11 protein-coding genes are annotated in these 12,674 nt (G+C 68.3%); 5 read left to right on the forward strand and 6 right to left on the reverse strand.

The genetic code is table 11. The features are described 5' to 3' along the window. The first annotated feature begins 224 nt into the window (after nt 1–224). The 3 genes from FK267_RS05055 to FK267_RS05065 are packed head-to-tail and all read left to right on the forward strand — an operon-like array spanning nt 225 to nt 1,588. Nucleotides 225–614: a DUF2516 family protein gene (locus FK267_RS05055; RefSeq protein WP_075414079.1), complete on the forward strand. Its 390-nt coding sequence runs from the start codon at nt 225–227 to the stop codon at nt 612–614. Next, the gene (dtd, locus tag FK267_RS05060) at nt 614–1,042 is read left to right on the forward strand and encodes a D-aminoacyl-tRNA deacylase (RefSeq protein WP_075378689.1); all 429 of its coding nucleotides are present in this window, start codon (nt 614–616) and stop codon (nt 1,040–1,042) included. The genes FK267_RS05055 and dtd overlap by 1 nt, the downstream gene beginning before the upstream one ends. Nucleotides 1,043–1,081: 39 nt before the next feature. After that, entirely contained in the window at nt 1,082–1,588 is a 507-nt protein-coding gene (locus FK267_RS05065; RefSeq protein WP_075378688.1) for a DUF3995 domain-containing protein, read from the forward strand. A 173-nt stretch (nt 1,589–1,761) separates the two neighbouring features. Here FK267_RS05065 and FK267_RS05070 read toward each other — a convergent pair whose 3' ends face one another. Then, nucleotides 1,762–2,799 (reverse strand): threonine ammonia-lyase, encoded by a 1,038-nt coding sequence (locus FK267_RS05070; RefSeq protein WP_141406516.1) that lies wholly within the window; start codon nt 2,797–2,799, stop codon nt 1,762–1,764. An 82-nt stretch (nt 2,800–2,881) separates the two neighbouring features. On the opposite strand from FK267_RS05070, the gene FK267_RS05075 reads away from it, so the two are divergent. Beyond that, nucleotides 2,882–3,799, forward strand: a complete 918-nt coding sequence (locus tag FK267_RS05075) for a LysR family transcriptional regulator (RefSeq protein WP_141406517.1) — start codon at nt 2,882–2,884, stop codon at nt 3,797–3,799. Nucleotides 3,800–3,851: 52 nt separating this feature from the next. Continuing rightward, nucleotides 3,852–4,835 carry a ribokinase gene (locus FK267_RS05080; protein ID WP_141406518.1) on the forward strand — a complete coding sequence of 328 codons (984 nt, stop codon included), beginning with the start codon at nt 3,852–3,854 and terminating at the stop codon, nt 4,833–4,835. A 113-nt stretch (nt 4,836–4,948) separates the two neighbouring features. Here the strand turns inward: FK267_RS05080 and FK267_RS05085 are convergent, their stop codons facing one another. The 5 genes from FK267_RS05085 to FK267_RS05105 form a co-directional block, all read right to left on the reverse strand. Further along, on the reverse strand, nt 4,949–6,163 hold the full coding sequence (locus tag FK267_RS05085) for a hypothetical protein (RefSeq protein WP_232622513.1): 1,215 nt from the start codon (nt 6,161–6,163) through the stop codon (nt 4,949–4,951). Beyond that, nucleotides 6,160–8,304: a PQQ-binding-like beta-propeller repeat protein gene (locus tag FK267_RS05090; protein ID WP_232622514.1), complete on the reverse strand. Its 2,145-nt coding sequence runs from the start codon at nt 8,302–8,304 to the stop codon at nt 6,160–6,162. Before FK267_RS05090 ends, FK267_RS05085 begins: the two co-directional genes overlap by 4 nt. Nucleotides 8,305–8,398: 94 nt before the next feature. Continuing rightward, nucleotides 8,399–9,349, reverse strand: coding sequence for a YncE family protein (locus FK267_RS05095; RefSeq protein ID WP_141406520.1), 951 nt, complete (start codon nt 9,347–9,349; stop codon nt 8,399–8,401). Beyond that, nucleotides 9,346–11,394: a hypothetical protein gene (locus tag FK267_RS05100; RefSeq protein WP_141406521.1), complete on the reverse strand. Its 2,049-nt coding sequence runs from the start codon at nt 11,392–11,394 to the stop codon at nt 9,346–9,348. Before FK267_RS05100 ends, FK267_RS05095 begins: the two co-directional genes overlap by 4 nt. 19 nt (nt 11,395–11,413) lie before the next feature. Continuing rightward, entirely contained in the window at nt 11,414–12,667 is a 1,254-nt protein-coding gene (locus tag FK267_RS05105) for a hypothetical protein (protein WP_232622515.1), read from the reverse strand. Nucleotides 12,668–12,674 lie beyond the last annotated feature (7 nt).

The following is a 12,674-nucleotide window of genomic DNA, read 5'->3' on the forward strand; positions in this document are numbered from 1 at the left end:
GTCCGCGCCCGACTGGTTCCTGATGCCCCGAGCCTGGCTGCTCTGGGACCTGAGCCCGACGTCTACTCGGTGACGGTCCGGGCTGCTGTCACCCGCTGTGGCCAGTCTCTGGCGGCCCGTGGCTGATGGAACGACTGCCGGCCGCCGTGTGAGGCCACCACTTTTCTCGCTGGGCGTGGCCGCCTCTCTGGGATCGGTGACCGGCGACCGGTAACCTGGGGCGCGTGAGCGTCCTTTATGCGGTGTCATTCTTTCTCTCCGAGGCGGTCAGGTGGAGCTGGATCGCCGCCCAGGCCGTCTCCTTCGTCATGGGGGTCTGGGCGCTGATCGACTCCCTGATGCGGCCCGCGGAGCACTACGCGGCGGCCGGCAAGAACACCAAGCGATTCTGGAACGTGGTCAACGCGGTCGGCACGGCGGTGGTCGGCCTGCTCGGGGCAGCCTCGATGTTCGGTCTGCTGGGCGTCGTGGCCAGCGCCGTCTACCTGGTGGACGTGCGTCCCGCCTTGCAGGCACTGGCGCCGGTGCGGGTGCGCTCCTCGATCCGCATCCCGGGGCGGGCCTCGCAGCGTCGGCCGGGGCGCGATGGGCGCGGCTGGAGCGCTGGTCGCTGATGCGCGCCGTCATTCAGCGGGTCAACCGCGCGGCGGTCCGGGTCGACGGCGAGGTGGTCGGCGAGATCACCCGCCCTGGCCTCATGGTCCTCGTGGGGGCCACGCACGATGACGGCCCCACCCAGGTGGCCACGGTGGCCCGCAAGATCGCGGACCTGCGGCTCCTGGAGGGCGAGCTCTCGGTGACCGACGCCGGAGCGCCGGTGCTCGTCGTCTCCCAGTTCACGCTGTACGCCGACACCCGCAAGGGCCGGCGCCCCACCTGGAACAAGGCGGCCCCCGGCGAGGTGGCCGAGCCCCTGGTGGAGGCTGTGGCCGAGGACCTGCGCGGGCGCGGCCTGGAGGTGTCCACAGGCCGCTTCGGCGCCGACATGAAGATCGACATGGAGGCCGACGGCCCGGTGACGATCCTGATCGAGGCCGAGTAGGCCGAGTAAGCCGAGGACGCCGCAGAAGGAGCCGCTGAGATGACGGGGCGCTCGCGGGCGGTGGTGGTCACCATGATGCTGTGGTGGGCCGTCTTCGGCTGTATCAGCGTGTCCTGGGCGCTGGGTTCCCCGTGGTTGGTCGACACGGTTCTTCAGGGTGAGGGGCTGCGGCTCGCCCAGGAGCGGCCCACCTGGTTCGTCGTGGTCGTCCTCGTCTCCGGGCTGGTGAAGCTGGGGTTCGTCGTCTTCGGCTTCGCGCTCCTGCGCCCGGATGTCATCAGGGTGCCGCGCTGGACGCGCCTGGCCTTCGGCTGGGTCTCGGGAGTCCTGCTCATGGCCTACGGGGTGGCTGGCTCGGTGCCGGCGATCCCGACGATCATGTCCGGAGAGCCACTCTCTCGATACGGTTGGTGGCGCCTGGTTCTGTGGATGCCTCACTTCTGGGTGGGCGGGATCCTGGTGCTGGCCGCGACGGTCGCCTACCTGCGCTGGAGCCGGCCCGCGGCGGCTGCCTCCGCCGTGCATGCAGGACCCGCTGGGCGCTGACTCCCGCGACGGCGCGCCCCGGTCGGGCGGTCGGCGCCGCCGGGGCAGAGGAGAGGGCCGGGTATGCGCCCCCGACTGCGCTCCCCGGCCCTCGACCGAGTGTCGCCCGATTCTCCGCATCGGCTCAACGGGGAGTGGTCCCCAACCGGCCGTCAGGTATGGATTGGCCGGCTTCAGCAGTTAAGGGTCGCGTCGGTGCCGACGGCGGCTCTTGCGGAGATGCCGGCGGAGATGCCGGCGAGCTCGTGGTCGTCGGTGTTGCCGCCGGTGCAGACGATCGCGCAGTGGCCCTGGCGGGTGGGGTCGGCCATGAGCCCGGCCAGGCTCGCAGCCCCGGCGCCCTCGGCCAGGGTGTGGGCGTGGGTCGCCAGGAGGCCGACGGCGCCCTGGACCGCGTCGTCGTCGACTAGGATGAAGTCGTTGAGGCTGCGGCCCAGCACCGACTGGGTGAGGGCGAAGCTCGCCCCGATGGCCAGCCCCGCCACGCGCGTGCGGCTGTGGACGGTGGCCGGCTCCCTGGAGGTCCAGGCGCGGTGCGCGGCCGGCGCGGCGCTGGACTGGACGCCGATGACCCGGCAGCCGGGGGCCAGGGCGTCGCGCACGAGGCAGGCGCCGGCGGCACCGGAGCCCGAGCCGACCGGTGCGTAGACGGACTCCAGGCCCGGGTGACGGCGGAAGAGCTCGAGGTAGACGGTGGCGTGCCCGAGCACGATGGCGGGCTCGTCCCCGGGGGAGACCATGCGCATCCCCTCGCTCAGGGCGAGGGCCTCGGCGTGGGCCAGCGACTCGCACATCGTCTCCCCCTCGACGACGACCCGAGCCCCCAGCGCGCGCACCGCGGCCACCTTGCGGGCCGGTGCGCCCGCCGGGACGATGACGGTCACGGGGACCTCGCTGCGGGCGCCGGCCCAGGCCAAGGACTGTGCGTGGTTGCCGGTGGAGGCGGTCACGACACCGCGGCGCCGCTCCTCGGGGCTGAGCGCCGCCATGAGCGCCACCCCGCCGCGGACCTTGAAGGCGCCGGTGGGCTGGACGTTCTCGTGCTTGACCGTGACCTCCACCCCGGCCTCGGCGTTGAGCAGCGGGTAGGACCAGGCGGGAGTCTCGGGCAGAACCCGTGAGACGGCCTCGTAGGTGCGCAGGACGGCGTCGAAGTCGAGGCCGGACTGGGTGGTGGCGGGAGCCTGGGGCAGGGTGTCGGTGGCGGTCATGGCTTCATGATGCGGGCGGCCGGAGTATCGGTTTAATGAATCTTTTGACGGATACCCATCGATACAAGACATACTTGGTGGCGTGATCGATGTGCAGCAGCTGCGGGCCCTCGTGGAGCTCTCCCGCCTCGGCACCGTCTCGGCCGCCGCCGAGTCCCTGGGCTTCAGCCAGTCCACCGTCTCCCACCAGCTCGCCGCCCTGTCGCGCGCGACCGGCGCGGTCCTGCTGACGCGGGCCGGACGCGGCGTGCGGCTCACCGAGGAGGGCTGGGCGCTGGCGGTGCGGGGCCAGGAGGTCCTCGACCTGCTGGAGCGCACCGAGCGCGAGGTCGTCTCCATGGCCCGCGCCGAGGCGGGGCGCGTGCGCCTGGCCGCCTTCCCCTCCGCAGTGGCCTCCCTGGTGCCGGGGGTGCTCGACGTCGTCGGCCGGCAGTACCCGGGCCTGGAGGTCGAGCTCGTCGACGCCGAGCCGCCCGAAGCCCTCGACGCGCTGCGGCGCGGGCGGGTGGACGCGGCCCTGTCCTTCTCCTACGTCGACGACGACGCCGGCGAGGGCCTTCAGGCCGAGCACCTGCTCGACGACGTCCTCTACCTCGTCACCCACCCCGGCGGCATCAGGCGCATCGCCGACGGCGCCCAGTGCCGGTGGGTGACCGGCTGTGCGCGCTGCCGTGAGGAGCTCCTCGCCGTGGGGCGGGCCAATGGGTTCACGCCCGAGACCGCCTACGCCTCCGACGACTACGTGGCCGTGCAGGCGCTCGTCGCCGCCGGGGTGGGGGCGGCCCTGCTGCCCGGGATGGCGCTGAGCGCCTACCGGCACGAGGGGGTTCAGGTGCGGCCGCTTGCCCGCGAGCAGCGGCGCGTCGAGGTGGTCACTCGCGCCGAGCAGCCCCGCCCGCTGGCCATCGACGTCCTGGTGGAGGCCTGCCAGGCGGCGGCCCGCCGCACGAGCCTGCGCCGCCCTGCGGTCAGGACCGGTAGGAGTGCTGCCTCACGGTGAGGTGTGGTGTGATGGGACATGCGTCCGCGCTGCATCACAGAGAGGAACGGACATGGGAGCTGGTGTGCGAGCTGTTTTGGGTGACGTATCCGGCGAGGTCGCCGTCTTCGGGTCCCTCAATGCCGACCTGACGGTCCGAACGGAGCGCTTTCCCAAGCCCGGTGAGACGATCAGCGGGGAGGACCTGGTGATCCTGCCGGGAGGCAAGTCCGCGAACCAGGCGGTTCAGGCCGGTCTTCTCGGCGCTCACGTGAGGATGATCGGGGCAGTCGGTGCGGACGGTCACGGCGACCTGCTCATCGAGTCCCTCCAGCACGCCGGCGTGGACACCTCCGCGGTTCAGCGCGAGGACGTGGCCACCGGCACCGCCATCATCACCGTGGACTCCGCGGGGGACAACACCATCGTGGTGTCTCCCGGTGCGAACGGGACAGTGGATGTCTCGACGGCGCAGCGGCACCAGGCTGTCATTGGCGGGGCCCGTGTGCTGGGGCTGTGCATGGAGGTCAGCCCCGACGCGGTGGAGGCCGCGGCCCGTATCGCGCACGACGCTGGCACCCGTGTGGTCTTCAACAACTCTCCGTTCCACCCGGTGCTGTCTGCCGGGCTCCTGGAGGCCATTGACGTCCTGGTCGTCAACGAGCATGAGCTCGCCGACATGCTGAAGCCGGGTACGAGCGATGCTGCGGCCGAGCCGGAGTGCGGGCGGGCCGACGACGCCACGGACTGGGGCGATTGCGCGAGGCGGTTGGCCGCCATGGGCATCCCGTCGGCGGTGGTGACCCTGGGGGGCCGCGGGTCGATAGTGATCGAGGGGGAGGAGATCACCCCGGTCGATCCCTTCCCGGCTGACGTCGTGGACACCACCGGTGCCGGCGACTCCTTCCTGGGCACGCTCCTGGCGGCGCTCGCCGCAGGCGCCGGGCTCAAGGAGGCGGCAGGTGCGGCCTCGGCCGTCTCCGCCTTCGCGACGACCTCCGTGGGGGCGCAGGCATCCTACGGGGACATTGCCGCAGTCGAGCAGCACTTCGGATAAGCACGGTGTGATGAGCGGGCGAGAGCCGAGGCGACTCGCGGCGGCCGAGGAGACCTGTGAGCCTTGGGGAAGCGGCGGCAGGAGACTGCCCCGCCGGCCCGCCGGGCCGCGCTTCATTCGTCCTTGAACTGCTCGAGGTTCTCGGTGTGCGGGTGGCCGTCATCGGTTGAGCTGAGCCAAAACGCGGGCTTGGACTCCGTCGAGCCGTTCCCGGTGGGGACCTCCTGCTTGACGAGCAGTCCGGGGCCAGTTGGTACGCCGCGTTCGAAGGTGTTCTTCCCCGTGATGTCGATTGTCTTCGTAATGCTCGGATTGACGAGTTGCTGCTCAAGTGTCTCCCAGGAGGAACTGATGGCCTTCCTCTCCTCCTCTGACGCTGCCTTTGAGTGTAGGTGAAGGGCGCTGGCTGCCTTGGGATCGGCGAACCTATGGATCCACCCGCCGGGGTGAACGGCAGTCACTCCGGAGACGCTTTTGGTTATAGTCCCGTCGGTACTGACGAGGGAAACAGTCGTAAGTGAGCATCCGTAGACACAATCGTCCGGGAGACGATTGGGTGCGAGTACGAGGTTCTCCCGAGTGGCGCCCACCAGCCACTTGTCGGTAGGGAAGGAGGAGGGCCGAGCGCTTGTCTCTGTCAGGGAGAAGGTGGTGACGGTTCCCTTCCCGGAGCCGGCCGGGAAGTAGTTCAGAGCGGTCTCGACGGTGAGGGCACTGTTGGTGACTGCCTGCCCCAGGATGACCCCGGAGACTGTGGCGTCCCTGACCGTCTTGCCGGTTGTGGTGTCAAGGACGACGATATGTGTGCGCAGATCAGCTGCCGTCTCTCCCGACTGCTGCTCGGCTGGAAGGAGAATCAGCGACAGGTACCGTCCGTCAGGACTGATGACGGCGCTTCCTGTCGACGAACGCCCCACGTTTTCCCTCATCGCACTTTGGGCGTTGTCTGCGTACGTGATCCTCTCTTGGTCGGTGACTGCGGGCTTGATGGAGAGTGCCCACTGGAACTTGTCAGTGGAACGCTCCCGACTCACGACGGTGGTCGCCATTTCTTTGGTAGTGGAGCCAGTGCCTCCAACTACGTATGATGTGCTCATGGTGACGACGCCACTGACAGTCGACAACGGTTGGTTGTCCATGTCGCTGATTGAATCCTGCGGCTTGGCCGCATCTGCTTCCTGTGCGGTGAGGGAGGTGATGGTGAGGCTTTGAGTGCCCTCCCTGAGGCTGCATGAGCTGATGGTGAGCGCAAGTGTCACAACTGTGAGCGCCGACAGTCTCCGAAGCGTGCAGGACATGGGGAGGTGCAGGGGATGTGTGGTTCTCATTTCTGTCCTCCTGTGACGCCGAAGATCTGATAGGCTTCTCGGCATCTCTGGCTGTCATTCTGTGGTCCGACACTGCAATGAACGTAACCTAATTCAGTTACGTTGAGTGTGGCAATGACGGCGCCAGGAGTCCTCATAACTGTTGCTGGTCTCTCGAGCTCGCTGTTCCGAGAGAAGAGTGGTTGGGCGGGTGTGCCGTTGTCGTCTGCCAACTCTTGGGGCGATCGAAATGTGGAACCGGGTGTGATGGGGATGGTGGTGCCGGGCGAGCCGTCACCGGGGCGAATGACCAGTGCCGCGGCGGTGGAGCCGTCGTCGGCCGGTATCTCAACGATACCGGTGCGAGCAGCGGCGAGGCTCCGATCCTGTGACGCGGGGGTGACTGTGTTAGTGGAGGGGTCGAAGACTGTCGCAGCGCGCCCATTCGCGAGGGGGTGCTTGGAAGCTGCGTCCGCAGTGATAACGGGATAAGTGACGATGCTATCCGAGAGATAGGATGCCTCCGTATTGATTCCCGAGGTCGCCCCTAAGGGAAAGGTTGCGGCATCGGCGCCGTTGACCTTGGCCAGTGCGTCCAGACTGATCGCTTCAGCCATGGGGTTACCCGAGGAATCAACCTCGCCGGTGTAGCGGGCGACCCGTCCTTCGATGAAGGAACTGAAATCATTGACGGTCCCGTCCTCAAAAGTAAATTCTGACAGGATCTGCTGAACCTCGACCTCGGCGGCGGGATTGTTCTGAGGGAATACCGTGATGGATACTGCGGCCTTCTCCACTCCGGACGGGGTAATGTTGGTGGTGTGGTCCTCGCTGTAGCACTGGATGAATGAGGAGTGTCCGGCCGGACCGGAGTAGTACACGTAGGAGCCCTCCGGGAGAGACCACATCTGGGACCCGTCGGTCAGGGAGAATGCGGTGTCGTCGTCGAGGATCGCGGAGTCGGTCAGCTGAAGCGTGCCGCCGTTACCTTGACGTTCGAAGACGATCCTGCCGGTCAGGGCGTCGAAGACCAGGGTGATGGCGGCGTCGCTCGCTGGAGGAGATGCGACGAATTTGTGTTGCCGGATTCGGGTGGCCACGTACTTGCCGTCAGGGCTGGTGATGAGCCTACGGTTGTTGGGGGTGGAACTGGAGGCGGGAACGAATGTGGCGTGCTTGCGCTCATAGCTCCACAGGACGCTGCCGTCCTTGGGGTTGAGCGCCATGATGCCCTCGTCGGTCAGGAGGATGGGGCCGCCGGTGCCTGCGACGGTGGTCAGCTCGGTGGAGGAGATCTCCTTGGTCCACGTGGCCGCTGGTGCCAGCGACGTGGGAGGAGCCAGTGAGTTGTCAGCGGGGCTTGTGGCCGTGACATGGTGGACCGGGTTGACCAGTGCCCACGTTCCCAGGATGGCGGAACCAAGCGTCAGTGCAGGGGCAATGACCAAGGCCGCGAGGTACCTGCGCGTACGCCTGGGCACCCGAACGCGCTCGTAACGGGGGAGTCCCTTGTCGGTCTTCTCTGCGGTCTTGCGCCGGAGGCGGCCCCAGCGGCTCGGGCTATCGGGATCACTGGCGCTCGCCATAGTGCTGCGCAGGTGGTGCAGCAGTGGGGTGACGCTCAGCGGGATGGTGATCGCGAGGTTCGTCGCGGCCAAGATCAGGAGGGACAGGACGGAGAACCCGGTGGTCTGGTAGGTGTTCCACCACTCCAGAGTCACCAATGCCGATGCCGTCATCCCCAAGGCCGCCATGATGGTGGTCAGGATCGTCACCAGGACGGGGCGCTTCTTATCCATCATCCTGAGGAACAGCCAGACCAGAGTCCCTCCGACAAGGAGGGGACCGGTCGTGAGGATGACCATTATGGGTGCGGGACTGCCGACGTCAGGGAGTCCGAGAGGCAGCACTAGTGTGGTCACTGCGAACATGACGGTGCCGATGAGTCCGCCCCAGCGCAGGGCGCGCAGGGTGAGGGCGCCGCGTGGTGGGAAGGGTTCGCCCTCGGCCTCAGCTGTATCGCGGCCGGGCCCTCCCTCGGCTTCCCTTGTGTCCGGCGCCGTCGAGGCATCGTCGCCGGAGTCGGCAGTGCCTGGCTGGGTGCCGGGATCGGTGTCAGGCTGATCGGTGCTGTTTTCGGTGGCGTCGGGCGTGGGAGGCATGAGCCTATTGTGGTGACCCATCCGTGACTATGTCAGGCGTTTGTAAGGCCATCACTCGGTTGAATGGGCAAGGGAAAGCGCCCCAAGAAGCGGTCTAACGCTGCTTCGGGCGCTCCCAATGCTTCAGGTCGGGTGCGGTGACGCCCTCAATGATGCCGAGCTTTCGTCCCCGGGTATCGACGCGGGTGAGCGTCACCGACATGTCGTCGTGCCGTCCGGTGGCCAGCGACTGAGGGGACAGGAGCAGGGCGCCGTCGTCGATCCCGGTGAGCCACTGGTCGGTGGCGAAGGATGCTGGAGCGGCGGACGTGTCGGTCAGGGAGTAGACGGTGACCGTCCCCTTCCCGTCCCCGGCCGGGTAGTAGGTCCGGGCTGTCTCCACGGCCAGGGCGTCGTTGGTCAGCACCTGTCCCAGGACGAGCCCCGAGACCTCCACGGTGCGGACCGTCTCCCCGGTGGCGGTGTCGAGGACGAGGACGTGGGTGCGCTGAGCGGCGACGTCGAGCGGGTTGCGGTCCTCATCCGAGTCATGAAGCACGGGCCTCGTCTGCGGTGGACGCAGGACGAGCGAGACATAGCGGCCATCGGGGCTGACGACGGCGTAGCCGGCCGGCCGCCACGCGAGGAGATCGTGGGCAACGTCCTGGGCAGAGCTGCCGTCGTCGTCGAGCCAGTTGAGGACGGCCGGCTTGATCTCACGCGCCCACAGCACCGAGCCGTCTGCGCCGCGGTACCTGGCGACGATGGAGCTGTTCGCCCCTGACCGGTCCTGTCTGCCGCGTTGCGCCTTCTCCTTCTCCGTCAGCTCCGGGGCGGAGACGTGGAGGAAGTCCTCGCCGATGGGTGTGGAGTGGTAGTCGGTGCTGGTGGGAGTCTCCGAGACGCGCTCCTTGACCTGCGAGGCGCTCAGGGCGGTGGACTCCACCTGCGGCAGCTGCGAGGGGCTCGGGCTGCAGGCGCTCATGGCCCCCGCGAACAGGACTGCCGCAGCCAGGGCTGAGCCGATGATGCGCCGGCGACGGAGGTGAGGGCGTGTGCTGGTCATGACGAGGCTCCTGAGATGCCGAAGATGCGGAAGGAGTGGGAGCCCTTGTCCGGGCCGGTGGCCATGATGACGAGGGTCGTGCCCGGCGTGCTCAGGGTGGTGAGCAGCGGATTCGACGACGGCGACGGATCATCGATGGTCCACACGTGCCGAGTCCCGGGCGGGTAGTAGGTGGAGCCTGCGGGCACGTCCACCGTCGTCGGGGTGCGCTCCCCACTGCTGACGCTCAGGACGCCGCCACCACCGGACTCGGCGCGGGCGAGACCGGCGTAGGACAGGATCCCCGCCTCCTGCGCCGAGTGGGAGACGGTCCGGGTCTGCGGGTCGAAGATCGCGGCGACGGCTGTACCGCCCTCGAAGTACTTGGGGGACTGCGGCGCATCGCGTACCGAGTCGCCCTTTGCCCGCCGAGGCAGCGTCGTCAGCGTTCCTGTGGCGCGGGAGGCTGCGCTGTTGGTTCCGGAGGTCAGGCCCAGGTCGTAGGTGGTGGTGTCGGCGCCGGCGACGCCGGCCATGGCGTCCAGGTTGACGGCCTGCGCCGCCCAGCCTGTCGGGGAGGTCTGGAAGTCGATCGGCGTGGGAGTCTGCGTGAAGGCGGCCACCCACCCGTCGTTGATGTCTGGCTTGCCCCAACCGTTGGTGACCAGTGGGGCGCTCTCACGGCGCGTGGCGGGGGAGGTGTCCGACATGAGTGTGTAGGTCGCATACGGTCCGCGCCAGTCTGGTTCTCCCTCGGGACTGCGCGGTACGCCCCCGAGGAGGAAGGTGGAATGACCCGCCGTGCCCCAGTAGGGCCGGATGCCAGGTCCGGTGGAGACCTCCTCCTCGTCGATGGACCACAGTCGGGAGCCATCGGTGAGCGAGTAGCCGGTGGCGCCGTTGAGCAGGACGGAGTCGGTGAGCTGGAGAACGCCTTCCTGCATGAAGCCCTCATAGGTGACGCGCCCGGTCACCGAATCGAGGACCACCACCAGGGGGTCGACGCTCATGCCCTCCGGCTGCTCGCCGTCGGTGGCATCGAGGGTCACCGCGAGGTGACGGCGGTCCGGGCTCGGGTGGCAGCGGATGAAGCGCGCATGCTTGCGCGGATAGGTCCACCGGGTCGAGCCGTCGGCCGGATTGAGGCCGACGACGCCGTCGCTGCTCAGGACGACCGGCCCGGCAGCACCGGCCACCACGTCCATCATGCCGTGGATGTCCTGCGACCAGGCCGCCGTCGAAGCGAAGGACCGGGGCAGTGCCGGAAGCGCAGAGGTGTCGATGCTCGCAGCGGTTGACGGCGTGACCCGGCTCGCGATCAGGTGCGGGACCGTGGCCGCTGTCCCGAGGGCGAGCGGCGGAACGACGATGAGAATGACCGCGCCGAGGACGGAGCGCCACGAGGGCCGGGGCAGCCGAATCCTCCGCAGGCCTCCCAGCCGTCCCCTCAGGTGCTGCTTCTGCGGCGGCGGGAAATAGGTGGCCCGGGTGGCACGAACCAGGAGATCGGTCGCCGCCAGCAGGCCCAGGCCCAGCGCCCCCACCGCCAGCGTCAGCAGCTGGTCGATACTGACCGAGGTACTGCGCAGCTGGGCGTGCCACAGGCGCAGAAGGACGACGGTGAAGCCACCCGAGAACACCAGCAAGCACAGCGGTTGGAAGAGGACCGTCTTCCTGACGAGCGCTCGCGGTGAGGCGGGATAGCTCTTCAAGGCAAAACGCGCGGTCTCTTTCCACTTGAAGTAGCCGGCGATCCATATGAGCACGGCCAGGCCGCCAATAAAGCCTCCGACCGACTTCATCGCGTCACCGGGATCCCCCATCCCGCTCTGGTAGACGAGGAACAGCACGACCATCGCCCCGACGGCTAGGAGCCAGCCGAGGCGCAGGGCCCGCAGAGCCCGCAGCATCGTGAGGACGCGTCGCGGAGGATCGGGCGCCGGCCTGTCTGAGGCGCCAACGGAGTCAGTGGCCTCCGCGGTCTCGGCGGCCTCCGCGGACTCGGCCGAGCCGGCGGGTGCAGGGGACTCGTTGTCCTGGGACTGGTCACTGTGCTGATCGGTCATCGTGCTGTCTTCCGTGCCGCTACTTGCTGGTGAACTGCTCGAGGTTCTCGGTGTGGGGGTGCCCGTCGTCGTCGGCGCTGAGCCAGAAGACCGGGGTGGAGGTCGTCTCCCCGCTCGCGTCAGTGCTCGTCCGGCTGACCACCAGCCCGGGTCCGGTCGGGACTCCCAGGTCTTCGACGATCGTTCCGGTGACATCCACGCTGCTTCCCGTGGAGACATTGACGACCTGCCGCGTCAGGCCCTGCAGGGCGGCGTTGAGAGAGGCCGGTTTCTCCTTCTTGCCCGTCGCCGCGTGGTTGACCGAAGCATTGACGGCCGCCGGGTCACTGACCTGCGTGACCCAGCCGCCCGGGTGCACGGCCTCAACACCCTTGATGGTTGAGCGGACCTTCCCGGAGGTATCCACCTGGGTGACGGTCGATGCGCCGGAGTTGCTTTCCGGCCCGTACGGGGAAGGCGGCTGCGGTGACAGCAGCAGCGAGTCGGTCCCGGCCCCCGCCAGCCACTGATCGGTGGCGAATGACGAGGGTGGGGAGGACGGGTCATCCAGCCCGAAGACATGGACCTGGCCTTCCCCCGTACCGCCGGGGAAGTAGTCGTTGGCGGTCTCCACGGCCAGAGAGCCGTTCGTCAGACCCTGCCCCAGGATCACTCCGTTGAGCTCCTCAGTGCGCACCACGGCGCCGCTGGTGGCGTCCAGGACGACGACGTAGGACTCCTGCTCGGCGAGCCTCTCCTCGAGTTGCTCGTGATGCGGGGTGAGGATGAGGGAGACACGGCGCCCGTCGGGGCTGACGACGATCTCTCCGCTGGTATGGGACGTCATCAGATCTGAGACGTTGTGCTGCGGGGCGTCTGCATTCTCCAGCGCATTGAGCGAGGCACCCGGCGGCGTGATCGTCACCGCCCACTTCAGGGCGCCGTCTGATCGGTTCCGGCTGACGAGGGTGGTTCCCACGGGCTTGCGATGGTTCTTCTCCCAGTTGATGAGCACCGTGATCGTGCTGTTGTGAGCGGGAAGCGTTGGGAACTCGATGTCCGGGCCCGTGGTGGCGTCGGCCTCCATGCTCGTGACCTGCTCGGCGCTGAGTGCAGTGGCCTTGACGGTGACCTCGTGTGTGGCCTGGTTCGGGGCTGAGGTCAGCTGACCGGCGCAGGCGCTCAACGGGAGGGACAGCAGTGCTGCGGCAAGGAGCAGCCGGGGGGATCGACGTCGACGGTGCCCAGGCGCCGCGGACGTGCGATGGGGGTGCCGGGCGGCTTGCTGGCTCATGACGAGG

This window comes from Actinomyces oris, assembly GCF_006546825.1.
Classification (GTDB): Bacteria; Actinomycetota; Actinomycetes; order Actinomycetales; family Actinomycetaceae; genus Actinomyces; species Actinomyces oris.